The sequence below is a fragment of the Anabaena sp. PCC 7108 genome, from assembly GCF_000332135.1.
GTDB lineage: Bacteria > Cyanobacteriota > Cyanobacteriia > Cyanobacteriales > Nostocaceae > Anabaena.
Map to the genome: position 1 here is coordinate 96,483 of NZ_KB235895.1, position 26,094 is coordinate 122,576.

The 26,094-nt window shown below is 35.7% G+C and carries 13 protein-coding genes; 5 read left to right on the forward strand and 8 right to left on the reverse strand.

Annotated elements, in window-relative coordinates; all coding sequences use genetic code 11:
* Positions 1 to 819: 819 nt before the first annotated feature.
* Genes ANA7108_RS0100460 through ANA7108_RS0100470 form a run of 3 tightly spaced genes read left to right on the forward strand, consistent with a single transcriptional unit; the run spans position 820 to position 9,923 of the window.
* Positions 820 to 3,384: a sacsin N-terminal ATP-binding-like domain-containing protein gene (locus tag ANA7108_RS0100460; RefSeq protein ID WP_016948781.1), complete on the forward strand. Its 2,565-nt coding sequence runs from the start codon at positions 820 to 822 to the stop codon at positions 3,382 to 3,384.
* Positions 3,377 to 9,259, forward strand: coding sequence for a DarT ssDNA thymidine ADP-ribosyltransferase family protein (locus ANA7108_RS0100465; RefSeq protein ID WP_016948782.1), 5,883 nt, complete (start codon positions 3,377 to 3,379; stop codon positions 9,257 to 9,259). The genes ANA7108_RS0100460 and ANA7108_RS0100465 overlap by 8 nt, the downstream gene beginning before the upstream one ends.
* The gene (locus tag ANA7108_RS0100470) at positions 9,240 to 9,923 is read left to right on the forward strand and encodes a macro domain-containing protein (protein ID WP_016948783.1); all 684 of its coding nucleotides are present in this window, start codon (positions 9,240 to 9,242) and stop codon (positions 9,921 to 9,923) included. Before ANA7108_RS0100465 ends, ANA7108_RS0100470 begins: the two co-directional genes overlap by 20 nt.
* A gap of 44 nt (positions 9,924 to 9,967) precedes the next feature.
* On the opposite strand, the gene ANA7108_RS0100475 is transcribed toward ANA7108_RS0100470, so the two are convergent.
* The 8 genes from ANA7108_RS0100475 to ANA7108_RS0100515 form a co-directional block, all read right to left on the reverse strand.
* Positions 9,968 to 10,684, reverse strand: coding sequence for a hypothetical protein (locus ANA7108_RS0100475; RefSeq protein ID WP_016948784.1), 717 nt, complete (start codon positions 10,682 to 10,684; stop codon positions 9,968 to 9,970).
* A 252-nt stretch (positions 10,685 to 10,936) separates the two neighbouring features.
* The gene (locus ANA7108_RS0100480) at positions 10,937 to 12,595 is read right to left on the reverse strand and encodes a TrbI/VirB10 family protein (RefSeq protein WP_016948785.1); all 1,659 of its coding nucleotides are present in this window, start codon (positions 12,593 to 12,595) and stop codon (positions 10,937 to 10,939) included.
* Positions 12,596 to 12,629: 34 nt separating this feature from the next.
* On the reverse strand, positions 12,630 to 13,355 hold the full coding sequence (locus ANA7108_RS0100485; RefSeq protein WP_016948786.1) for a hypothetical protein: 726 nt from the start codon (positions 13,353 to 13,355) through the stop codon (positions 12,630 to 12,632).
* Positions 13,356 to 13,430: 75 nt separating this feature from the next.
* The gene (locus ANA7108_RS0100490) at positions 13,431 to 14,546 is read right to left on the reverse strand and encodes a hypothetical protein (RefSeq protein ID WP_042490019.1); all 1,116 of its coding nucleotides are present in this window, start codon (positions 14,544 to 14,546) and stop codon (positions 13,431 to 13,433) included.
* Positions 14,547 to 15,024: 478 nt separating this feature from the next.
* Entirely contained in the window at positions 15,025 to 15,825 is an 801-nt protein-coding gene (locus tag ANA7108_RS0100495) for a hypothetical protein (RefSeq protein WP_042490043.1), read from the reverse strand.
* Positions 15,826 to 16,423: 598 nt separating this feature from the next.
* A complete protein-coding gene (locus ANA7108_RS0100500) occupies positions 16,424 to 19,675 on the reverse strand; it encodes a hypothetical protein (RefSeq protein WP_016948789.1) in 3,252 nt (1,083 codons plus the stop codon).
* A 171-nt stretch (positions 19,676 to 19,846) separates the two neighbouring features.
* A complete protein-coding gene (locus tag ANA7108_RS0100510) occupies positions 19,847 to 20,470 on the reverse strand; it encodes a hypothetical protein (RefSeq protein WP_016948791.1) in 624 nt (207 codons plus the stop codon).
* A gap of 90 nt (positions 20,471 to 20,560) precedes the next feature.
* The gene (locus ANA7108_RS0100515; protein WP_016948792.1) at positions 20,561 to 22,660 is read right to left on the reverse strand and encodes a hypothetical protein; all 2,100 of its coding nucleotides are present in this window, start codon (positions 22,658 to 22,660) and stop codon (positions 20,561 to 20,563) included.
* 273 nt (positions 22,661 to 22,933) lie between these two features.
* Between ANA7108_RS0100515 and ANA7108_RS30655 the strand changes: the two genes are divergently transcribed.
* Both ANA7108_RS30655 and ANA7108_RS30660 read left to right on the forward strand, forming a co-directional pair.
* Positions 22,934 to 24,664 (forward strand): sacsin N-terminal ATP-binding-like domain-containing protein, encoded by a 1,731-nt coding sequence (locus tag ANA7108_RS30655; RefSeq protein ID WP_016948793.1) that lies wholly within the window; start codon positions 22,934 to 22,936, stop codon positions 24,662 to 24,664.
* Complete coding sequence (locus ANA7108_RS30660) at positions 24,642 to 26,090, forward strand: protein NO VEIN domain-containing protein (protein ID WP_016948794.1); 1,449 nt, start codon at positions 24,642 to 24,644, stop codon at positions 26,088 to 26,090. Before ANA7108_RS30655 ends, ANA7108_RS30660 begins: the two co-directional genes overlap by 23 nt.
* The last annotated feature ends 4 nt before the right edge of the window (positions 26,091 to 26,094 follow it).

The following is a 26,094-nucleotide window of genomic DNA, read 5'->3' on the forward strand; positions in this document are numbered from 1 at the left end:
CTATTTAATCAAGTAAAAGTGACAATTTTTACTTATGTGATAAAAAATGTAATATTTCAGCAGATATAGTTCAAGACAGTGAAACCTGACTAACCCTCTTTTGTCTGGGGTGAAACCTTCATTTTTACTAGGCTGTAACCTTTAAAATTCGTTAATTTATCCAATCCTGATAAAAGAGAGCTAAGAATGATGGAATAGCCTTTTTCCAAGACCCTGTTATAGTTTTCTGTAATCAATCACAGATGCAATGTAAATCTTTGTTAAATTTATAAACCAATACAATCTAGTATTTACACTTAGTAATGCTGCTTAACACAGCTTATCTGACGATGGAGTATGAAATATGCAAAGCCGCTATAGTTGGTACGTTTAGGAGTTTAGTATTTACTTGACACCAAGAGACAGAGTTAGACTAACTCACCATAGCAACCGTATTTATACTTAACAAAATGGGTAGTGTTTAGCTGTTTACTGAAGTTTCATTACAGTATTTATCTAATTAGCAATGAAAATAACGCACGAAAGTGTTTACAACTACAATTAAATATGATTATTCTGTTACAGAAGAAGTAAAGCCAATTACTGAAGCTGTTGAAAATTACACGCTGATAATTATACCTAATACCTAAACCAGTTCCTAAGCCAAAACTTGTTAACCGTCAAAGTTCTAACAATTGAAGTTTCTTATTTCAAGCCCTTTTTGGAGGAAAAATAAAGATTATTACATCCCCTCAGTAATCTAGCAAGTCAAGAATCTAGCAAGTCAAGATAGACATTAAATATTGTTGACCATTTACAACCACAGCAAAAGTATTAATTATGGCAGGTTATCAAATTCCACCCGGAACAATTGTTAATAACATCAAAAGCCTATTACGGGAGAGATATAAGCAAGGGTTTCCTATCATTAAAGAAATAATTCAAAATGCTAATGATGGACGCGCCACAACCTTAGAATTTGGCATAGTCAAAGAACTGGGAAATTCAGTTCAGCATCCCCTATTAAAGATACCTGCGCTATTTTTCCTCAATGATGGGACATTTAGTAAATCTGACAGAGAAGCTATATCTTGCTTTGGTATTGATGCTAATGCCAAAGATAAAGGTAAAATTGGGAAATTTGGACTGGGACAAAAGAGTATTTTTCACTTTTGTGAAGCCTTCTTTTATATCGCTCGTTCTCATGATATTCAAGAAGGCTGTGGTGAATTTATTAATCCTTGGGCTAATTATGATGGATTCGATTCTAAGCGTCCAGAATGGGGGGAAATTTGTGCTGAAGATAGGCAGATTATAGAAGATTACTTGATTCGACAAAACTTAGTAAAATCTCAATCCAGTTACTTTCTGTTATGGATACCACTGCGTCAGCAAATGGCAGATGAACGTTGTATTTTGGCTAACTATTATAATGATGCCAAGTCAGTGGAATCCAATCTACCTGAAGATATGAAAATGAGGATTGGGCAATTATTACCATTGCTACGTCATATTAGAAATGTTAGATATTGGTTAGAAAAAGATGGTGGTTCTCTTCAGCCACAATTTTCTGTGGGTTTAGATAGCCATAATCCCTGTGAACGTTGCATTTATCCCAATTCACAAAATGAAATAATCCAGCCAGATGAACACGATTTGCAAGGTAAAATTATTATTAGTGCAGATGCAACAGGAATCCGGTTTGCAGGAAAAGAACGAATTTTACCAGCTAATGACTTTTCATTACTACTAGGTCAAAATCCAGAAAGCGTATCCAATAGTTTTTGGGATGATTTACAACAGTCATCTTATTGGACAAAAAGAGTATCAATTAATGAGTCAGCAGAATCAGAAAGTATACCTGATAAATCAATTCCTCATTGTGCCGTTGTTTTTACCAAGCAATCTCCAAACAATAGAAATAAAGCGAAATTAACACTACAATGGTCGGTTTTTCTACCTTTAGCAAGTGATGATTCTAGTCCAGAAGGAGCAGAACAAGAAGCCTATGAAGTAATTGATTGTGAAGGTGAGCAAGATTATACAGTTTTTCTACATGGTTATTTCTTCCTTGATTCTGGCAGAAAATATATTGAAGGATTACAAAAAATCCGCACTGGTGGATTTATCCAAAAAACTCCTACGAATGAAGATGAAATGATAGCTCAGTGGAATTATTTGCTGGCTACTAAAGGAACTTTAAAACTTTTGCTTCCTGCTCTTGAGAATTTTACTAAAATTCATAGTTTATCTACTCAAGATATATCTAACGTTGCTCAAGCATTTTCTCGTTCACACTTATTCAAAAGCAAAGTATATAAACAGAGTATTTGTAGCGAATATCAGTGGGTGTTTAGAATTAAACCATCTCGTAGTGCTTGGGAACTCATTCCAATCAATGCCAATGTGAAATCGCTGCCTAGTATTCCCCCTAATTGGGAAATCTTCCCGGCATTACGCGATTTAGCAGAAAATCATTATTTAATTCACACGGGAAAACCCAATCTTCTATCAAATGAAACATCTTTAGATTGGCAGGAACAAGAAATTATTGATTTCTTAAAATCGTTAGATTTAAATCTACTTTTTACTCAAGCTACAAATGTCAACTTCTTTGTAAATTTTTTAATCCAGAATAAAAAAATTATTGGACAATCTCAAATTCAAACCTGCTTAATAAATCTAATTAGAGAAGTATTTATAACCATTGGCATTAAAAAGCTTCAACAAGAGCAATTTCATGAAGCTCTTAAAAAGATAATTGCATTAATTCATCCTGAAAAAAGGTGGAAACTTAAACAAGTTACCTTTAATGAACAAGCTATACAACTTGTTTTAAGCGAATTATATCAGCTAGATATTGAGCAGCCACTATTAATTTATGAATTATTTGAGCCAACCTCTGCTGCTAGTAGTGGTTCTTTGAGCAATGAACAAGTCAAATCTCTTTTAACTCGTCTTAGTCAATTATTGACAGCAGAAACTACCCAGAAAGTAGCTAAAGTAATTGTTGAGCAAATTCTTGAGCAGACTAATTCACTAGAGATTGTTTTAAATCTTGTGTCAAATCTGCCATTATTCTTTGGTTACAATCATCAACACGATAAAACCTATATTTACTCATACTTAGGTTTACAGCAATTCAAGCAAAAATATTTCCTATTTCGAGGTGATAAAAGAGACTATGAAACAGCTATTGCTACTGCTGTAAAAGCAGCATTACCTGAATGTAATTTAATTTTCATAGAACCAAAAATTTCTATAATTTTAGGAAAAACTAGTGCTTTTAAAGCTATCCCTAAATTTGATTCTCAAAGTTGCTTACAGCTTTTAGCTACAAAACCAGATTTAGCTAATTCAACACAAAGAGCCAATTTATTAAAGGAGTTAATTAATTATGTCTAATCAATTACGTTATTTATTGCATGGAAATCAAGAAAAATACGAGGATATTACAACTCCTTTGTATATCACTTCGCAAGAAAGTACAGTATGGCAAAAAGTAGGACAACAAGTTTTACAAAGACGAGGTGAAGATTGGCGATTAATTGATCCACTGCTTGTTGAACATATTCCTTCAGCTAAAAGCCAAATATTAGGAATTAAATTATTACAGTCTGAAGAAGTTGTAGATTTAATTCGTGAGTTAGGAGCAGACTGTGTAGATGGTAATTTGCTAGAACAATCCGAGAGATATGAACTATTGCGCTACATTAGCCAATGGCCTAGTAATCAAGATTTATGGAAAGCTCTACAACTTCATGAAACAGTTAATGGAAAGCTAATTGGTATTAAAACAGGACAAATATATTTAGAAAATCCAGATTTTACTCTGGATGAACGCCTGAAAGAATATATTGTGCTAATTCGTCAAAATAGACAAGAAATAAACCAAGATTGGATTCCAGTTTGGACGGCTGATGAAGCAATATCCACAATTTTAAATCTTCCTAATCCTGATAAATATTGTGATTTAATTTTAAATGCTATAGAACAATTGTCTGCATCAGAAAAAGATAAATGGGAAAGTGAACTAAAAAATATTCATTGGTTGGTAAATGTAGATAATAAGGCAATACAACCAAGAGATATAATCAAATTACCGATAAAGTTAGTAAAACATCAACAAATAATTTCCACTTTAGATAATAGCAAATACACTGAAAATTCTCTGCCTAATTGGATAAAAAATAATCAAGCATACGGTTGGGTAAAAAAATTATTTAATTATTGGAATGCACAGGATATAATTGAAAAAGTTTTTTATCATCCCCAAAAGTCACTTACCCATTGGCGTAATTTCTGCTTAGTAATTTTAGACGCATTGGCAGATATAGATATTTCTAAAAACCCAACATTAGAAACATTAGTAAAAACAGAAACATGGCTAATTATAGATGATAGCCTAATTTCTCCAAAGCAAGTAATTGAAATTATACCCAAAGGAATTAATAAACATTTATCTACATTAGTTGAAATCAGTGAATGTGAATATACAGAAGTATCACTTCTCTCTGAAAACATCCAAAATCATGATAGTTTAAAAATCGTTAAAAAGCTATTTTCTCGTTGGGATGAAAATAATGTAATTGATTTTATTCTTAATCAGTCTCAACCTCATTTATATCTTGATATCATTCTTGATGCTTTAAGCAGTTTATTTACTAATGTCAATTCAAGACTCACTAACAATAATATCCAATATCTAAAAACAAAACCTTGGCTTGTGGATATAGATGGAAATGCTGTTTACCCAGAAAATGTTCTTCATTACCCATCTGTAGAAGTAGAAATTGAAGAATTGTTACTAACAGTTTCTAGTTCTTATATAGCATCTTCACAATTAAATCAGCAAAATCGGAATCATGATAGTTGTTGGCAATGGTTAACGAAAGAATTATTTGTAATTGAAGATAAAGCTCTATCAGAAATTGGGATACTTTTACAAGCAGCAGATGATTATCAACTGGGAGAATTTGAAAATGATGAGTTTCCGTTAGATGAAATATTGCAAGTATTTAACAATATTGATGTTAGTTTTCTCCCAGTTTGGAATTTTGCTCAAAAACTTAATCAAGACCAATTTGAAAAATATTTATTGCCTAATTTATTAGGTAAACTTAATGAACAAAAATTAATTAAAATTCTTCAAACTTTGTTTGCTTTAAATGCTCAACCTAATCAAAGCATAATTAATGTTTTTAATAGTTATTTAACATTAGCAGTTCATTATGATATTTTTCCACAAATCCTAGAGAAAATTCGCTTACTTAACCGTCGGGAACAGTGGCAGATACCTTATGAATTAACTTGGGGAAATAGAGAAAATATTGATGATTCTTATCTTCTTAACAGTGATCAAGAAGTAATTATGCACTCTTATTTAAATAATGTGCAAACCAATGATTTACTACCTCAGTTACCACATTCTCAAGCAGCAATAGACGCAACAAACTTTAATGTTCTACAAAATTATTTTCGAGCTTGGGAACAGTATTGTCCTCATGAACCAATTGGTGCGTTTTTAAGTTTATTATGTGGTAGTGAAGGAAGCGTTAAAGATATTGCTAATCTTTATTTAGGTAAACGAAACTTAGAAAACTTGCGTCAAAGATTATTTGAAGATCAACCCATACAAAATCGTTCCTTTCGTATTTATATAGGTCAGGCAAGCGATCGCACTAGAGAAGTACAATCTATTATGGGGGGTACTTTTAAAGCCAGTCTTGTAAATACCCCAAATCCTCCCCATCTTTTTGTTAGCAAACTTGCATCTGATGTCACAGAACTAGAATTATTACCTATTCAACCTCAGCAGTTTATTCCATCAGAGTTAGTCAATCTTCTAGAGAAATCTACAAAAATATTCCTAAAACAAGTCTATGAAGTAACGCCCTCATCACTAAATCAAATTTGGAAAGATTTACTAGAGTCTGATCAACTTGATATTCAAGTAGCAAAAAACTTTTTACTAGAAGGTGCGCCTTATGTAATGAGAATGCTAGGCGCACATGAACGCATTCCTATGGTTAAAAACCTTTTAACAAGTTGGGATGACTGTCGCCACCAGAGAGCAGAATTAAAGCAGGAAAATCGGTCTGTAGAGAATATTGATCAAAAAATTGAGGATCTTATTTCTCAACTCTCAAATTTACTAGAAGCTGAATCTTCGGAAAGTGAGCAGGTAAGAGAGCAATTATTAGCATCTGTGAGAGATAAGATAAATTTACATGGCTACCGATGCCAAAGTATTCCCTTTGAGTTATTTCAAAATGCCGATGATGCAGTAATTGAGTGGAGAGGAATGTCATCACAAGGACAGTTAGATGAAAGAAGAAAAGAATTTATTATCAAATTTGATGACAATAAAATTCAATTTATTCATGCAGGTAGACCAATTGGTTGCTTTCAACATCCTGAATACCCGGAAAAGCAATATCGTGATAAAGGATTTGATCGTGACTTAGAGAAGATGTTGACTTTCAATATTTCTGATAAAGGAGAGGGGGTAACAGGTAAATTTGGTTTAGGATTTAAGAGTGTCTACCTTGCTTCTAGAAGACCTTACGTACTCAGTAAAAATTTAGGTTTTACCGTTGAAGGTGGACTTATACCATCACGATTAAATCCGCAGAAAGCTAGTGAACTTAGAGGCGATTTCAAAAGCTATACTGGTTTAGCCGATGCCACAATAGTGGAATTAACTCTTGAAGAGGATGTAACTTGGAAAAAGGTACTTCAGGACTTTCAATCTGTAGCCTATATTCTGTTAATTTTTTCCAAAGCCATCAAAACTTGTACTTTTGTTGATCATCACCATAAAAAAATTAGTTTATCTTGGCATCCTGCTGCTGTTTTGAATATTTCAGGAGTCGAAACAGGTAAATATAAAACTACCGATGATACTCAAGATTCGACACTACTATGCCTAAAAAGCAGCGGCGAAACAACGGCTACTTTGGTTTTAGGTATTATTGAGCAAAACGGTCGCCTTTATAATGCTTTACCTAAAAATATTTCAACTTTTTGGGTGACAGCACCGACAAGAGAAAAACTATTTCTAGATTTTGTATTAAATGCTGACTTTGACATTACGACAGGACGAGAAAGTTTAGTAAAATCTTCAGTTCGTAATCGTGAGTTAGCACAAAATATAGGAAAAAATTTAGGAGAAGTTCTTGACTATCTTTTCCGTGCTAGTGAAGATAATTGGCAGGGGTTGACAGAAGCTTTTGGTTTTACAAATGTTGATAAATATGAGTTTTGGAACTTCTTATGGGAGGAGTTAGCAGTTCGTTGGCAGCAAAAAGACCCAAGTGAAGGAATTGATATTATCCGTTGTATGTTGGCAGGTGATAATCGCACTATGGGTTATCTCATCACTCGTTGTCAATCTTTACCTAGTGGTTTATATGGTCGTCACCGTCAACTTATCTCACTTGATAATATTAACTACAAAGTAACAGGTAAACTCTCAGAACAAAACACTTTTTTACAAGTTGCTAACTGGGCTGGTTTTCAGGAAAAGTATCAGGATAACCTGATTGCCCGTGAGAAATGGGAAGAAGTTAAGAAACTATTAGGGGAAGATTTTATTAAACAACGTTATACTATCAGTGACTTACGATTACTTGATATCTTAAAAAATGAAATAGGAAATAGTCAACCAAGAGTGGGAGTATCCTCTGCCAGATATATTGGTAGTCTCATTTCCAAAGATTTTTTTAATACCTTTAGTGTAGCTTCTGAACTCACTGAATTTCAGAGTTTTTTAGAGACAGTTCACTTCATATCTCAATCTGGTAGTTATTTACCATGCCAGCAATTATTAATCAGTAATTCCCCTGTTATTGAAGAAAAATTGTTAGTTGATTTTGCACCAGATAGCCGTATTCTTCACCCTGAGTATAAAGATACTGCTTTACATTTATTCTATGCTTGTCGTTCAAGAAGAGATAGTATTTCTAAAGACGAAATTATTAGATGGGCGCTAGAAGCAACAACTGAAGAGCAACGGAAAGCAGTATATATCTACCTCTTGCAAGGAGAGAAACGAGAAGAAATAGCATCTAGTTTATATGCTAATCGGCAGCTTTATTGGTTTGCCAATGATAAACGGATAATAGACATACTTGAGCTTATGGTACTAATTATCATTGAAAGAGGAGAAAGTTTACCACCGATAAATATCAATGAAATTCCTGAAAATGAACTAGAAACAAAAGATTATGATCCTTTGTTTGAAATCCATACTAATTGTACAAGAAATGATTTTTCTTTAAATAGAACGCCAGAAGAATTAGAAGACTTTACACTTAAGCTACAAGCAGGACTTAATAATCAGTATTCCTCTTGGAAAGGATATATATACCACTTTACCCATATTGAAAATGCTGTTTCAATTCTCACAAATGAGAAATTACTAGCAAGGAATCTTTGTCGAAATTTTAATGATTCAGCAGGTGCAACTCTCATAGCTCGCACCAGTAATGATGTGAAAAATTTCGCCCGGTTCTATCTACGTCCAAAAACTCCAACTCAATGGCACAATGAGGGATTGGGCAAACGAAGAGGAAACATTTATGCTCTTTGTCCAGTCCCCATTTTCTTCTGTTTCAATCTGAAGCGAATTCTAGAAACACAAGGTAGCAAATGTGGTATTAGTAGTGGCAATCTTGCGGCTTCAGGCTCTCATTATGGTAACAGTACAACTTTTTTGGAGCAATGTTTTGATTTTGCTCATGTCTACTCTACACTGGAAGTGGGTAAAGAGACTTTTTTGAGAGCATCTCAACAAGAATTTATCATTCATAATTACCTCGATTTTACTGAGTTGAATTTAGAAGATATAAGCATTATTTGTCGAACAACTCAAGATAAAGAAACTTTGTTAAACCTCATCGGTACAGACTCACAATATGCTAGTCGAGTATTTAAAGAACGGGAAATAGTTGGTGAGGGTAGTTTATTTTATCATGATAATCCTTATATATCAATCAAGGATAAGGGAAATTTTATTGATGTCCAAATTGATAATTACGATAAATATGGAAATATCAATGGGGAATTAATTCTAAGTTTTACAGAAGAGCCTCCATTTAATAGAGAAATTATTTCACCGTTCAGAGACATTTCAAGAATTAACCTTGGAGAATCTATGAATATTAGTTCATCTCGTCATCTCCAGTTACAATATAAACCTAATACTCGGATGAGTGTCAGGTTTCAAGAAAACGGTCAAAAATGGTTAATTTATACAAATGAGCCTCAAAATTATTAAGGGCAATTTATTTACGTCAAATTGTCAAACACTGGTAAACACCGTTAACTGTGTTGGGGTAATGGGTGCAGGTATTGCATTAGAGTTTCGCTTGAGATATCCAGAAATGTATGCGCGTTATGTGGATATTTGTAAGCAAAGCTCGATGGAAATTGGCAAGTTGTGGCTGTATAAAGATGACCATCGTTGGGTTTTGAATTTCCCAACCAAACAGCACTGGAAGAAACCATCAAAATTAGAGTTTCTAGAATTGGGCTTACAAAAATTTGTTAATACCTATAGAGAAAAAGAGATAACTTCCATTGCGTTTCCGCTGCTTGGTACACAAAACGGAGGAATTCACCAAAACGAATCTTTGGAAATTATGAATAAGTATTTGAGTCAATGTGAATTGCCTATCGAGATATATATGTACGATCCTAATGCACCTGATGATATCTTTAGTAACCTAAAAATTACTTTTTCATCACTATCGGAAAGAGAAATTGTAGAATTAACTGGTTTAGGTAAAACATACATTAAACGAGTTAAGCAAGCAATGCTAGATGAGAGTATATGTAATTTATCTAAATTTTTATCAACGGAAGGAATAGGGATTACTACAGTACAAAAAACTTTACTCCTACTTCCAAATTTTCACCCAACTATCTTACCTAAAACTTAGCAATAAATTTCTACAAGGGAGATTTGATTGATTTTACATTGAAGTTAACAACCAGGAATAAGCTTTTGGCAATAGCGTTGATGAATTGCCATTTTCCCTAATTCTAAAATTACTTCTAGTGGCACATCAACAGATTTAGCTGCTTCAGAAATAGTAACTTTATTAGTGCGTAACAAAGCTAAAAGTTGTCGGACTTTAGGAACAATAGGGTCATTGCTATTGGTATAACCACGTTTTATAGCAATTTTTAGCCCAGTTTCAATATCATCAACTGTAACTTGACGATTTTCATCTATTAATAATTTTTGCTGTCCAGGAATTGCATTAGCAATTTGAATACCGACATACCCAGGTTTTTTGCGCTGGGGAATGATGTCAAAATTGTAGAGTCGCTTTTGTCCTTGAGAATCTACAGTTTGAACAAGTAAGTTAGTGATAGCAGTAGTGGTAGACCCTGGAAACTTTAGAGGTTGGATTGCTCTTAAAAAGATAGTTGTAGCTTGTCCGCTTTTTAAATCCGTATCTGTGGTGTAGACCAATCGTGAAGGATCTGCTACTAAAATATAAACTATCGCTTCGTTGGTTTGACTAAAGCTGATAGGTGTAGCCAGTCCTGGTGTAACTTGAACCTGAATTCTCGTTTTTGCAGCTATATCCCTGTCAATAAAGCGATAAGCAGGTGTTTGTGCCTGAACAATAGGTGCTGTTATCCCCAGCAATAATGCGCTAGTAGTGATGATAAAAGTAGTAAATTGTTTCATAAAAATAAGTACTCGTGCAAAATAAATTTCATATTGAGGAGAGGGAACTCTTAACAGGAGAAGAATACAGAGATTTCTGTTTTAAAAAAATCTGCAATCAATTTTGCTCAGGTACTTACCTGGTATGCGGGAAACTCACACTTTTGTGGGTGCAATTAGTTGAAGTAATCGGATAGAAATACTTACACATTAGATTTCAGGCTGGATAAAAGTTTTAGGTCAAAATTTGTGTAATTAATTTTGTCTTACTACTTACCGGGCAACTTTCAAAAAATTATTGACAACAACGGAGACTTCCGTACCTTCAGGTAAAAATTGAATATTAGGACGTTGTAATAATTCCTGCACTGCTTGGTCAGACCGTCTCGACAGCCGCTCACTTACTGGACTAAAAAATCCTTCCAATGCAGCAGCCCATATCTGCGGGTCAGAATTAGTAGTAACGGTACTTTGATTAAAATTACCACCAGAAACAATAGTGCTAGATTGAGTTCGGGGTTGATTAACTATACTACCCACTCTTCCTAAACTACTGAGTAATCCCACTAATAAATCTTGTTTGGCAATATCTGACCCTGCATCATGCAGCTTTTGAGCAATTAATGGACGCTTATTGTCACCCCGAATTAATAGCGTACTAGCTGGTATCGTTTCCTGTTTAACTGTACCTTGGGAGTCAGGATAAACCAGAGCGATCGCAGTAGCTGATACTAAATTATTCTTTTTACCCACTGCTGTGGTTTTAGCGACGATAACAGTACCAATAGGAAGTGCCTCTGTGCCATCTGTGGCTTTGAGAGGTTTGGTTAATTCCACAGCAAAGCGGTCATTGGGATTTTTACCACCTTCATCCCAAATCATCGGCATAATCACTTTAGCTGACACAGAAGTACCCAGTGCTACATCTTTAGTATTTGCGGCATTGGAATTGACTAAATTTGCAGAGGTACGGTTGAGGATACCCACCATACCGGGAGTTAAATCAGCTTGAGTATCAACACTTTTAGAGCCAACTAAAACTGTTCGCAGTTCAGCCTCTTGGGGAGTGGGTGTACTTGATTTTAAAGTTTTGAGAGTTTGATTACTTGCTGTCGATGCTGTCGGTTTTTCCTGAGTTGACAGAGTTGAGTTACTAATTTGTGACTGTCCCAAACCGGCTAATTGGTTCCATTGTTGTAAAGCATCAGCATTACTTTCAGGTTTTTCTACTGATTGCTGAATTGTTTGTGGAGGTGTATAACTTACAGGAGAATTTACAAGTGGGGAAGAATACCGTCTAACTACAGGTGCTGGTTCTGTAACTCTGACAGCAGTAGTGCGCGGTGGAACAGTCTGCTGCTGTACTGTACGAACTGGTGGTGGTGTCGGTTGTGTTTTAGCTTGTGATGTTTGACTAGGAGATTTAGTAGGAACTGGTTCTACTTTTTCTACTTTAAGTTGTTGCTGTTGGTCTTGAAATGCTAATCTGCTTTTGAGTTCAGCAGACTCATCTAAAACTGGTTCACTACGGGTACTACTGGGAGAAGGATTAGCGGTTTTCGCCGCTTGTTTAGCAGGAGGTTTGGGTTGCAGAAATCCAAACCAGAGGGTTGAACCAGAAGCAATAACCACTCCCACCAAAGCAATTACCGACACTAGACGGACACCAGGTTTTTCTGCTAACGGTCGTTCTACTGCTGCTTCTTGATCTTGTTTTAAGCGATATTCTTGAGAAATAAGTTGATTTGCAGTAGGATTATACCCCGCCAGTCTTTGCTCGTCTTCAGGACTGATATCTTCGTCTTGTACAGCAGTTTGGCTAGAACGATAATTACCGTTATTAGTATGGGACTCTAGGGAATAATTAGCAGAATTTTCGTAGGAGTCAAATTCGTGGTTTTGATTTGAGTGATTTTGATTTGAATTGTCCATGATTCTACCTTTTTCCTTTTTAAATCCATGATCTTTAACGTCGCTGCTGAGGATTAAACTCAACCATTCTGATAATTTGCAATCCAGACGAGCGCATTTCGTAAATTTTCTGTTCTACCAATGGGGCATCTTTTCCTAATGGAGAACGGGGAATTTCCACTGCTTGGACTGTAAATGTGCGGTTGAAAGAAATACGCTCATCTCTACCAGTGGTGCGGTCAACTAAAATGCGAGTAGCAACCATATCTATTTCCCATTCTCCTAGTCTTATTGCTCTCGGTTCTGATAGATAGGAAATAATAGTTGTACTGCGAAGCTGTCCTGTAAAAACACTAGTAGGAACTAATTCAGCAATCTTAGGTAAAGAAGCTTGGGCGAATTTTGGTTCTAGTAGTAGAGAAGCAAACCAAGCTGTTGTAGGAATGCGCCCTTTTTTACCAACTTGAACACCTTGGTCTAGTTGATTAGTATCAGTGAGTTTATCATCCCAATTAAATGTTAGAGTTGTCCAATCACTAACTACTTTTTGAATCACTCCTGGATAGCGCCAATTGCGGTCTTGTTCGGAAATATAAATTGTTTCGCCATTCAATAATTGAGCAAAGGTAGTCTTGCGTTCAGCAATTTTATTGACCCTAAAAGCAGTGAATAGGATTAACAGAAATATCAGACTATTGAATGCCGTTAAACACAGAAAACAAATAGCTAATAAATTTTTGGATTCCGGCAGCAGTGGTGATTGCAGTCGTTTGATTTTCATAGCTATCTCAGTTCAATAGGACGGTGTGCAGTTGAGTGAGATATAAAAAAAATGCGGTATTTTTTTGGATATACCTTAAACCCTGCGGATCAAAGCAACACTAGTTGCTGTACCAATAGCACTACTAAGAATATCAATTAAACCTTTGACATTAGCAGAAATGCCGTTATAAATTGCCATTCCCCCACCTCCAGCTATTAGCATTGCCAAAATTGGCGCAAAGATACTCAAGAAAAACATGAAAGCCACATCAGATGCTAATGCTGCACCTGATTTGACCAGGACAACGGCTGTTAAACCCACCAAAATGTTGTATCCAAGTTGGACACCAAACAGAGAAATAAACCCAGTTAACCAAGCCCAAATAGGACGACCTTGCAATGGTAAAAGTGATAAACCAACTGCGATTGGTGCAAATAAAGCAGTTAGCAATAATGCTGCTTCTAAAATGTTTACAAATCCCCATTGTAGGGCATAAAGTATTAAGCGAATAATGGGAATAGCAGTATCTCGAAATACACTGCCAGGATCATTCACAAATTGAATAGCAGTACCAATCTGACCGGGCAATGTGCGTTCCCAAAGAAATTTAGCAAAATCTCGTAGTGGTTGAAGTGCAGATTTAGCTTTCTCTTCAGCTTCGGTAACAATTGCTTTTGCTTGTTCTTGCTTTGAATCCCAGCATTCAATTAAATCCCCTCCAACTTGTCCCTGACATTCACTGTAAAGATTTTCTAGCTGTTGTCTGGCAATACTGCTAATAGTTACATTAGAAATCGCAGCCTTGAATGTTAATTCACTAACTTGAATTTCTAGCACATTTTGTACTTGGTTATAAGCAAAGCCTCGGATAAGAAAAATGGTTTTGGCTAAAAAATTGCCATTACCACCAAGAAATATCATAATTACGAGTGGCCAGACAAAAATAGCTGCTAATTCCGACCAAGATTGTTTTTCAATAATTTCCTTCCCCGTTGTTAGTGTCACAAACAAGATACTGGCCGCTCCCAAGGTGATACCCAATCGAATTAAGCCGTACCATAAACTAGATGAGGGGTCTAGGGTAACTTGCCAAACTAAATTCCAAGATTCAACTGTGGCACGAGATAGTTCTAAAGCACTGGAGACAATATCTAAAGCTTGAGTTTCTCCACCAGTAACAGGAAATGATTGAGCGATAAAGTACATCATACTTTTCAAAAGCTTTAGCTGCTAAAATTGAACGTTGCTTTGCTCAAATTATTTACAGCTATTTTCAGGTAAATGAACCACACTTTAATGAAAGTTTCGCCCATAGACACCGGCAGGGTAGACACAAAGTAGCTGTGAGAGGGAGCGGCTTCTCGCAGAGTAGGCACAAAAGAAAAAATAGATTGGTTGTTTAGGGTGTGGTCTAAATACATGAAAACTGCTGTAACTGCTTTGAAAATTTATCCGCAGTAGGATTTTTGGTTCTTCGGTTCTTTTTATGGAAAACCTGGTTTAAAACCATTGAAAGCCTTATTGTGTGGGCATTTCATTAAAAATATGGGCATAATTGTTTATAACCCTTACGGGGCAAGGGTTTTGTTATAATCAATCCTCAATCACCATAAAAACAACGCAAGAGCCGGATTTTTAAAATTTTTATCTCAATGATTAAGATTCTTGCTGAATTTTGATTTTAAAGTTAATTATCGTCGCCCAAAGTCACGCCACCAGGCATCATCAGTAATCCAGCTTGTTGAGTCATGGCATTACCAGCGGCTATACTTTTACGTCGGTCAGCAGTATTGATAGCTGCAAGTTCTTTAGCTGTTTGAGTAATCAAAGTATTGTTTAATGCCCGGTCAACTCTTGCTTGCTGTGCTTCTTTAAATATTCGTTCATTAATTTGACTATTGAGGGCTGTTTGTTGAGACAAGTTTTGTAAAATCTGTTGGGTGACATCCAAGCTTTGGGACTCTTCTCCTAAATTGATAATTGCTTGAGTGTCTTGTCGAGTAGCTTCCTTAATTTGAGCCATTTGAGTTTGGGCTGTTTCTCCTAAACTTGCTTGATTAGCAATTTCAGTCACAACATTTCTAGTAGTATTCTTGCCCATATCTTCTCGAATACCATAAGAACTTTGACCATTGGTTTTATTCTCCAAAATTTCAGACAATATAGAACCAGGGCTTGTACTGGCTGAACCACCCAAAATCTGATTCCACAATTTAGAAATATCGGGAATTTGGAATGCGCCAATTGTCGAGTTAATCAAATCGGTTATGGGACTGAACAAGTCATCTTGGACAAAGTTTGTTACATCTCCAATGAAGTTATTAATCTGGTTTTCAGTATTTTCCACCAAAATACTATTGCCGTTAACTGCATTGTTGTTTGATGTGTTGTTAGGCTGAGTAGCAGCTAAAGTTGGTTTATTAAGTGAACTAATACCCAACACTAAAATCATGGTAATGAATTGAATTGACATCCATTTCAGTTTCATAATCAAAATTCCTTTAGCTAACACTTTTTGGGATTTTAGATTTTAGATTTTAGATTGAAAACACCTAATCGTTCAGGATTTTACTTAGTGAGAACTTAGGCTCACTTTATGATGCAAAAATTTTTAGGTTGTGAATTGAGAACTTAGGCTCACTTTATGGTTCAAAAATTTTTAGGTTGTGAATTGAAAACTTAGGCTCACTTTATGGTTCAAAAATTTTTAGGTTGTGAATTGAAAACTTAGGCTCACTTTATGGTTCAAAAATTTTGATGTAATATCAATTCCGAATGATGAAACAATCGCAAACAGAGAGAATTCACAAGTAAAGATTCAAAAAATAATACAGACAAGATGGGATGTAATTCTGAACTCTTGCCTGTTGCAAAAGTGCCTTTTGCCTGCCCTGATGAATAATACCGATACACCCGGAAACGATAAGTAGGTAGACACTAAAAAACCAAAGTATGCAACGAAATGTAAATTTGCCCAAAAACCTCTTCCCTTCTGCCTCCTGCCCTCTGCCTCCTGCCTTGTCTCAACGATAAATATTTATGCCCACCTACTTATAAGTATTCATAGCTGCTGCTATACTTCGTTTTTAACTAGCAATTAAAGAACGATTTTCAGCCTGTTCACCAGAATTAAATCGAGAATGCGATGTATTCACAGTAGATACATCCTGTCCAATATGTTGAAAACCTTTATTTTCCTTCAAAGCTAAGATATATGCATCTGCAAAGGCTTTGAGTCCTAACAGTCTACCTTTTGCTGTTGGTGGATACTGTGCCATTACCCGTGATCTTGCTTCTCGCTCATTTTGGTTATTAGCAACACTGGCCAACATCATTTCCCCTGGGTAAAAACGACTACGCCAAAATCTGCCCCCTGTTTCTACAAGCCAACAAGAATAAAGGTCGCTAATCCGTGGTAAAAATGCCTCAGTTGCATTCTGGCTAATAATCTGGGCAGGATAACCCAGATAACGTTGAAAAGAAGTAACTCCTGTACTGGTAATCCGTCCAGTGATTCGGTAAGTCATGTTTTGCATGATTTGAGAACCTGTTGCACAATCACAAATGGTGTCTGGGTCTTGAGATAGTAGTAAAACTGCAATACCTTCCTTGCGTCCTGTAGCACAAGTTTCACCGATGACTTGAGCAAAACCATCTTTACGTAAAAGCACTGAAAGCTCATCACCAATAAACAAACTTTTAGGATGGGATAAAGCATTACGAATGCAAGCAGTATGGGCATTAATCGCCATCAAATACGCATCTTGTTCGTTAGTTAATCCACTCAAGGCAAAGAATTTAATCGCTGGTTCAGGGGAAAATGTACTGGGACGGGCGATAGCGAAGCGCTCCGTAGGAATCGCTTTCCCTAACCTCGATGCCAGTAATGCACTCACCTGATTTTGGATTTGATTCAGTGCTTGGCGGTCAATCTCTTCAAATGAACGCAGATTAAGGCGTTCTCTGGTGCAAAACTTGACAAAATCCGGCAACGTGGGGATTTCTTGCCATTCTGCGGAAAGCCAACCCCTGGAAAATGCGCGGTTATAACGAGCAATCATATCTGCGTCTTTGAGAAACACATCCAAAGCCTTGACTAGCATTGCATCAACTCGTTGGGACAGGTGGGGATTTTCAACTTTACCCATTGCAATAGCTACCAAAGCTTTACGTATAAAATCCTTCCAAGATTCCATCCGTCGTTCCCGTTCTGGCTTGTCAAACCTACGTAAGTCCGGTGGTTCTAGCAGATTACTACTGCCACTAGAAATGTCATAATATGCACCTTGTTCACCCAGTAATTCAATCGCTGTTTTAAAAGTGCTGTTACCACCTGCGGAAATATCCATACCGACTACGGGAATATTGTTCACTAAGGCTTCTTGGGCAAATCGCCACCCCAAAACACTCTTGCCTGAGCCAGAAGTACCTGTAATTAAAGCCCGTCCGATTTGTTGATGAAATAAATCTACGTAAATGGGTTTACCACCACGGCTAGTTAAAAACTCTACACCTTGCTGATCAATATCTTTAGGAATGGTCAGAGGCATCAATCCAGCAATTGTCTGGGTATCAAGTGTTAAGCGGCGCTCACTCAAATTACCATCATGTAATAAGCGTTTGCAGGTGATAGGTAAAGTTTGTAACCATATTTCCCAAGCAATATTCCGTTCTCTCAGTACCTTGGCGGTTTCAAAACTGTTAGCCAGTAGATTGCAAGCATGAGTTAATTCCTCGGCACTATGACGGTATACTAAAAAGACTGGCGCACAATGTAAGGCTTTTGTACCTTCGTACAACCGCCGTTGTGCTTCAAATGATTCTTCTTGTTTGATTTCTGCACCAATATCACGTCCCTGCCCTTTAGTAATTGCTACGGTACGGGCGACTTTAGACTGCTTTGCTTGACGGGCTAAGTTGTCTTGAATCAAAAAGTCGTTACCACGGCTGATTTCCACCCATGCTTCTGTATCATGGACATAGCTGGAAGACAGTATTTTCCACACCCATTTGAGTTGTTCTTGGGTATTTGTCCAACCTAGTGGCGGGTCTGTCATTGTCATCACACCGCAGACTTTACCCTTGCCTATGAGATAAACTCGGTCATGATCTCCGCGATGTTCTGGACTTGCAGAGCGCCCTTGTGTACCTTCAATTAGTAAGGTGCAAATATGTTTGTCTGTGGTTACAGTTTCTGTGAGTTGTAGTCCCGTTTCGGTTTCTTCTAAGGTGATAACTTGGGGAATGGCAGGTGCAACACCTTCGTTAAATCTATTCCACAACCATTGCCATAAATCACCTGCGCTACAAGGTGTGACTTCTAAGCCAATTTTAGTATTTAGTAACACTTCCCATTGAATAAATCCCTGTTGAAAGCCTTGCAGTAATAGCTTTTTGAAGAATGTTTCTTGGTATATGCGTTTATTGCCTGTGATTGATTCTACTACCCAAGTGCCAAGATTGCGGCATTTTTCAATCACACTACCGACAAAATCTTTTTGCTGGGAACTACCTTGTTGATCACTGGTCCAGGTACAAAAGGCTATTTGCTGCCACTGTTGGCGTGTACCTGCATTTTTCAATTCTTCTATTCGCAGTTGTTCGTTGCGAATAAGAACGGAAATGGGTTTGAGGTGACAATCATTTGCCAAAGCATTAAGTTGGGTTTGGCGTTGAGTATCATCACTATAGCAGCCTGTACAAAAAGTGATGCGTTCTCCAATTGGTAAATCTTTCATCCCCTCTGCAATGGCATGAGCAAATTCACTAACTTCACTTTCATGTAAGATGTTGTGCAGTCCAGCAATGTGAAAACCAAATACTAGTTGATATTGTGATTTTCCTTGTTCTAATAATAGGGCAGCAACTTGTCGGTCATCTTTTTTAATTTCTGCAATACAGCAGATATTGACTTCATTTTGGAAGGGCATAAATCTACTTTTACCTCCATACTGATTTGGTACAATTAGGGGTTTAAACCTGACGTTGATTTGTGAATCACTGTAGCGACGACGTACCCAAGCTGGACGGTTTTCTGGTAATGGGGAAATGTAAATGTTGTTGCAGTTATACCATTCGTTTCCGGGTGGTTTACGCCATCTATCTAGGAATTGATGGGGTTGGTTGCCGGTTAAAATCCACCAACTGACAATGAGCCAGAATGATGTGGCGAAAAACCAACCCATTCCTAAACTGAGTAACCCATTAGTAATGATGTAGGAAACTATGATGATGGCAATCCAAGGGACAAGTTGCTCTGCTGGTATTGGTCCGATGCTGGCTTGTTTACCTAAAATCCGGTTAACTTTGATAAATTCGTTTTGCGGATTGTTTTCCATAAATCATGATCTTGATTTTGTAATTCACAATTTTTCTGTAGTTTATTCTTTTCAACTTGGTTTAAGTTATCAAAAAAGGCAGCCAGATAAATCCTATTTAATTGGTGCTAATGTAGGATTTGATAGAGCAAAATATGCTGCCTTATTTCTTCTTAAATTGACTGTTTGATATTATCCACCTGCTGTTGTGCCATTACCAATAAAGATAAAAGTGATGACATCTATGGCAATAACAATGGCAAAAGCTAAACCAACTTGAGTCACAATTGGTCGCCAATCATTACCTTGTTGTGCTTGGTTATAAGCAAATAAAGAAGCAGATGCAACCAGCAATAAAAATGCTCCTCGAATCAAGTTAAATGTTAAACCAACAACGTTGGCATCCAATGTGGTAGCACCACCTCCTGCTTGTGAACTCTGTTGGGCTAAAGTAACAAAGAAGTTTTCTAACCCACTTAAAAAAATGGCTTGGGCTGGAGTTGCCAGGGTATCAAGTAAAGCAGTAATAGTGATAATGACGGACACAATATGCCAAAAGCGAATTTTTCTGCCTAAATACTTTTCTAAAATTGGTACTGTCTGAATTACGTACCCCATACTCAAGAAAACTATGCTGGCACATCCCAAAATAGTTACAAATATGGGTTTTGTCGCCAATAAATAAATTCCAATTGCCAAAGAGAGGAAAATAAAAATGAAGTCAGTGTGGTTGATTTTCAGGTTTTTCAAGTTAGTGGAAACTTTGGCAGATGGTAGTAATTTAAACTGAGAATTGGGAGATTTTAGGTTATTCATCTTGCTTTTCTCGGTAAAATTCAACTAATTAAACTGAATCTTGCTTGGTGAATATTTGCTATTACTGCTATTAGATTGCTTACGGTAAACTTAAACTTGCATTTCTGATTTGCTGGTTTTAGTTTGCTTCTTTTGTTGTTTGGCGGTATTTTGATTAGCCTGTTGAGAACGAGTTGATTGCTGATTATCTAACAACGCTTCCATTTCTCTCAAGGAGATGCTACATTGCCTAATCTCCGGTGGTTCTCCTGGTACTAAAGCGGCATCAAGCACTTGTTCATTGTGACGATTGGGGTTAAATCCTTGAAGTATTTGTGTGCCATTAGACAGTTTCACTATTTCAAAGTCGTACTTGGCTTTACCTTTTTCAGCCCAGGTAAAGGTGGGTTCATCATCACCATTAAATTTGTGAGGTAGTTGTGTTTGAAACTCTTGAATCAATTCTTGGGTGGTAGCTTTAAGGGCATATTCTTCTTTTGACTGTGGTAGTTTACAAATGCCAGTTTTTTCCTCAGCGGTAAGATTATCTTGTGTAATTTTCCACTGTCCCTGAGTGCAAGTACCCGCAAAAAGTGTTTCCCCTTGGTTATTTTCTAAAGCAATAGCTACGTCCGCAGATATTCCTGTTTGTGCTGTTTGTTTACCCTGTTGTTTTACTCCTTGTTGTTTGACTGTTAAAGTTTTATTACTGGAAATGGCAATACCATCTTCAGGTGATTGGTCTAATAACTCACTGGCAACATTAGCAAATCCAACTAAAGCCTCAGCACAAGCAATTTGTTGTTGCTTATCTTGGCGTTTTGCTAGATATCCTAAAACATCATTTTCTGGTTGGTTAGTAGGGTTAGATTGAACAGTTTCTTCAGCACTTTTTGATGCAATGACAGAACTGTTTTGTTGTGCTGCCATTTGTTTTTCAAGGCGACTAACTACCATTTCTAAACGGTCAAGTCGCTTGGATATAACTTGCAAGTAATCTTCAATTTGCTGGAGTTGTTCTGTAATGCTGGCATCTTGATCTAACTCAAAAGGTTGCGACTGATTATTAGGGTCTAATTGAGAACCCAATTTATCTACTTTAGAGCCGATTTTCATAGTAGCTACAGCCACTGGATTATCTGCTGTGGATGCTTCAGATACAACTTTATAATCTTGAGAAGTTGGGGAATTTAAAGAAGTTTGAGAATTTCCAGAAGTTTGAGAATTTGAAGAATCTGGAAATTCCGATGAATCAGGCTTTATTTCCTGTAAGCGACTGGTGAGGTTATCAACTCGGTCATTCTGTTTTTGTAGTTGTTTGAGAATTCGTTCTAGCCGCTTTTCATCAGCTTCGGCTGCAAGTTGTTCTAAAACTCCTTGTCCGACAGCAATTCCTAAAGTTGCTAATTGTCCAGCTAATCCTCCCAAATTTACCCCATTTACTTCTCGTCCGTTGGTGGCTGCTGTGGCACTTAAACGGGAAGCTTCGTCTAGTGGTTCTTGGGATTTGGATTTTTTGGCAGCAGTTTTATTAGTTGGGGTTTTATCTTGAGTTTTAGTTGGTGTTTTCGGTTGGGACTTACTTTGGGGTTTAGTTACAGTTTTGGCTTGAGATTTACTTGGGGCTACACTAACACGACTAACAGGTAATTCATCTTCTTCATCTAAGTCGTCTGGGTCATCTAGTTCATTGTTGAAATCGTCGTTTAATAGGTCGTCTAGTTCGTCGTCAATTTCATCTATTTCTTCGTTTTCCTCTTCTAAATCGAGTAGGTCATCATCAAATTCATCATCTAAATCATCAAGTTCTGTTTCTGCAAAACCGCAAATTTCGGCAATGTTGGAAGGGGTAAAGTAGTTTTCGTCTTTGTTAGTGATTCCTTCGAGGTTTTTAATCAGGTATTTACCACTGGTTCTGTGTCCAGGGTCACTGGTAAGGTAGAAGCGATAGCCTCTAATCTCGTCATCATCGTCACCTCCTACGCAAAGTTCTACGGTTATGGGGGCTTTCCCTGATTCCTGGCTATAATTTTCTACACAGTCTTTAAAGTCTTGATGGGACTGGATAGAATCGTTCTGAATTGACTCAGAAATGGCTTTATCGAGTGTGTTTTCTATATGGCGGAGTTTACGGCGGTCTGTCAGGTTTTCCCAGGAGCGAGTTTGAGAGCTTTGTTTGCGCTTCGGTTTGGTCAGTGTTTTGGTAGCCATTATGTACTCAACTCTGATTGCCTTAGAATTAAGCTAACAAGGCTTTGTATGAATTGACATAGACCTATTGGCTATTTATTTATTGTCCATCTGGCTATTAATGTCAGTTGTTAGTTGAGCGATAGGTGATATGCTAAGTATACTCAAAGCGCGATATTACCCAGTGACCTCAACTATCAATCAGTACCCAATATATTCGGTAATCGCTTACAAGTTGATTTACTTGGTAACATTGTTGAATAAACTAGCATTAAGAAGAGGAAATAAATAATTATGCAAAATCCAAAACAAGAGATTCAGAAAATATTTAATGAAACAGGTCAATCTGAAAGAGATGCGGAAAACCTTGCTAATGCTTTAACTAGACTTACTGGTGATCTGTATACAGAAACAGAAAGATTTATCTTTGAACTATTACAAAATGCTGACGATATACCTAACGAAAGTCGGAAGGTAGATGTAGTATTTGTTATTCTTAAAGAACATTTTCTTATTTTGCATAATGGTAAGCCTTTTAATAGCAATAATGTAGACGCAATTTCAAGTATCTCTAAAAGTACAAAAGCTAATAATTCTGAGCAAACAGGTTACAAAGGTATAGGTTTTAAATCTGTCTTTGCAGATTCAGAATGCGTATATATTAATTCAGGTGATTTTTCATTCAAGTTTGATAAACGAGACAAAAAACATACAAATATCGAGAAAACTCCTTGGCAAATCAAACCAATTTGGATGGATAAAAAAGAGTATCCTCTAGAAATTCAGCAATACCAACAATTTTTCACTTCTCCTGTTGCTACTGCTATTTATGTAGGACAGTCCAAAATTCAAGAGTATAAAACAAAGTTAGAAAGACTATTTCAAGATCCTAGATTAATTTTATTTTTACGCCATGTTCAAAAGATTGATGTTATAGGTTTAAATAATACAAAAACAGCTAATATTTCTATTAATAAAGAAAAACAAGGAGAAAAATATAAAATCTGTAGGAATAACCAAATTACTTACTGGTTAGTACAAGATTTTGAATTCAATGTACCTCAACAAATACGAGATAAAATGGAGGGGGATAAAAAAATTCCTGACAAACTAAAATTAGTTCAACGCTCAAAAATTACTTTTGCTGCTCAACTTATAGATAATAAACTAACAGGTGTAAATGAAGAAGATTCGGTTTTATTTACATATTTACCCACTAATGTTAAAGAATATAAATTTCCTTTCTTAGTCAATGCTGATTTTTTAACTACAGCTAACCGTCAAGAGATTCATCATGATAATATTTGGAACATATTTCTTTTTTCTAATATAGCTTACTATTCTTTAAAATGGATGTCTGAAGTTGCTCACAAGGCAGAATATAGAAATCAAATCACTAATATTTTACCATCTAAATTTTCTGCTTTCTTAGCTAAAAGCGAGACTTTTATCGCATTTAATCAAGAATTTGATTTAGCCCTACAACTAATTCCTTTTCTTCCTTCAGAACAGGGAAATAAGTTATTAACAGTAAATGAGTCCATATTAGATGAAACGGAAATTACTAGAATAATATCAGCTGAAACTGTAAGAATATCTTTTGATTCGCAGCGATATTTTACAAGTAATTCATTAATCAATAAAAACAAACTCAAGGATCTTGGTGTTAAAACTTTTGATGTAAAATCACTTTGTAACTTTTTGAAATCAACACATTATAGAAATATTACTCAAAACAATTACCAGATTATTTTTCAAGTGATTTCTCATTTGAAAATAAAAAACTTATCTAATAAAGAATTACTGTCTATAGAATTTATTTTGGATGAAGAAAATAAATTAGCTAGTCCTCAAATATTATATTTCCAAATTAGTGAATCAGAAAAACAATTATTAAATTTTGCCTTTTTTAATTTTATACACCCCGACATAGATAAACAACTTAGAAAAGATGAAGACCTCTTAAAATGGGTAATAAACAATTTAAAAATTAAATTTTTTGATGGGTGTGAAGCGAGAGCTTAATGTAGAAAGTTGTTTAAATATCTTAGATGATATTACTAAAAAATACACTGAGCATACAAAAAAACAAGATAGACGACTAAATCAAGTTTTTGAACATCTTTCAAGATGTATTATGCAAGGGGTAAATAAAGAAGATCAAGAAAAAATCAACAGTTGGATAAACAGTGGAAAGTTACTAACTTATGATGAAAAATTCCGTTCTATCAATGATGTGTTCTATTTTAGTACATCACTGGAATTACCTCCTAAACGTAACTCTAATTTAGTTAAATTTCCTGATTCTAGTGTAAATTGTTCTCAATTTGAAAAAATACTTGATATTTTAGGAGTAAGAAAAATAGATACTGAAGATATGCAAATTGATTTAAATCAAAATGTACTTGATAATTATCTACCACGTTTAATTAAAGCAAGGAGTATATTCATAGGTATATTAATTACTGGGTCACGTAGTATTTCAATAGAAGATCAAATTAAAGATAAAGTAGATAACATTCGATTTTATAATCCTCCTAAAATTACTATGACGTGCAGTTTAATAGACTATAAAGAGTCTTTACCTAATTACTATGATCAAGATAATAATTCTATTTACTATGTAAGGAAGTGGAATAGTATTAAAAATATTAATTTGAGTACATATTTACTTGATGCTTTGAAGTTAGATAGAATGAAAATTACAAATTTGTTAATGTTACAGTTACTAGATGATGATATTGAAGACATAAAAGAATACTTACTAGAAAATGGTTATGATATTGGGGATATTCCTGAAGAAGAAAAATTTACGCCTGATCCAGAAAATATCCAAGAAACACCAGAATTTACAGATAATACTCAGTTAAAACCAGAAAATATATCTAGTAACTCTATATTTGTTTATTCTCCTGATGGTACAGGTGAGAATAAAGAGTATTGGGGAGAATGGGGTGAGAAAAAAGCAAAAAGAATGTATGAATTATTAGGTTATTGTGCTGAAAAACAAAGTGATTATTTAGCTTTAGGTTATGATTTTTTGTGCAAAGCCTCAAAAGGTAAAAATATTTACAGTGAAGTCAAAACTATAAGTTATAACAATCCTATCATTCGCTTAAAAACAAGCCAGTGGAAATGTTTATGTTCAGAAAATCGAAAGGATAATTATGAACTTGTGATAGTAGTTCATGAAGGAGATAGATTAATAGAAATTATTAGAGTAAGTTCAGTTTGGGCTACTTTAAAAAATATTTTAAGTAAACTTAACGACCAAAGTATAACTCAAGCTAATTATCAAGAAATTGTTGAAGTGATACTTGGGTTACAAAAAAATCAGGCAGGAAACGCTAATGAAATTTTAATCAACTGGCAGAGACTTTTTCAATCAATACAACATTCGCATATAAATATATATCCACAAGGCATACCAAATGTTACAAAGGGATCGTGAGTGC

Excerpts from the sequence above, each read along its gene's own strand:
- ANA7108_RS0100460 (WP_016948781.1), top strand. The coding sequence starts at position 820 with ATGGCAGGTTATCAAATTCCACCCGGAACAATTGTTAATAACATCAAA.
- ANA7108_RS0100465 (WP_016948782.1), top strand. The coding sequence starts at position 3,377 with ATGTCTAATCAATTACGTTATTTATTGCATGGAAATCAAGAAAAATAC.
- ANA7108_RS0100470 (WP_016948783.1), top strand. The coding sequence starts at position 9,240 with ATGAGCCTCAAAATTATTAAGGGCAATTTATTTACGTCAAATTGTCAA.
- ANA7108_RS0100475 (WP_016948784.1), bottom strand. The coding sequence starts at position 10,684 with ATGAAACAATTTACTACTTTTATCATCACTACTAGCGCATTATTGCTG.
- ANA7108_RS0100480 (WP_016948785.1), bottom strand. The coding sequence starts at position 12,595 with ATGGACAATTCAAATCAAAATCACTCAAATCAAAACCACGAATTTGAC.
- ANA7108_RS0100485 (WP_016948786.1), bottom strand. The coding sequence starts at position 13,355 with ATGAAAATCAAACGACTGCAATCACCACTGCTGCCGGAATCCAAAAAT.
- ANA7108_RS0100490 (WP_042490019.1), bottom strand. The coding sequence starts at position 14,546 with ATGATGTACTTTATCGCTCAATCATTTCCTGTTACTGGTGGAGAAACT.
- ANA7108_RS0100495 (WP_042490043.1), bottom strand. The coding sequence starts at position 15,825 with ATGAAACTGAAATGGATGTCAATTCAATTCATTACCATGATTTTAGTG.
- ANA7108_RS0100500 (WP_016948789.1), bottom strand. The coding sequence starts at position 19,675 with ATGGAAAACAATCCGCAAAACGAATTTATCAAAGTTAACCGGATTTTA.
- ANA7108_RS0100510 (WP_016948791.1), bottom strand. The coding sequence starts at position 20,470 with ATGAATAACCTAAAATCTCCCAATTCTCAGTTTAAATTACTACCATCT.
- ANA7108_RS0100515 (WP_016948792.1), bottom strand. The coding sequence starts at position 22,660 with ATGGCTACCAAAACACTGACCAAACCGAAGCGCAAACAAAGCTCTCAA.
- ANA7108_RS30655 (WP_016948793.1), top strand. The coding sequence starts at position 22,934 with ATGCAAAATCCAAAACAAGAGATTCAGAAAATATTTAATGAAACAGGT.
- ANA7108_RS30660 (WP_016948794.1), top strand. The coding sequence starts at position 24,642 with ATGGGTGTGAAGCGAGAGCTTAATGTAGAAAGTTGTTTAAATATCTTA.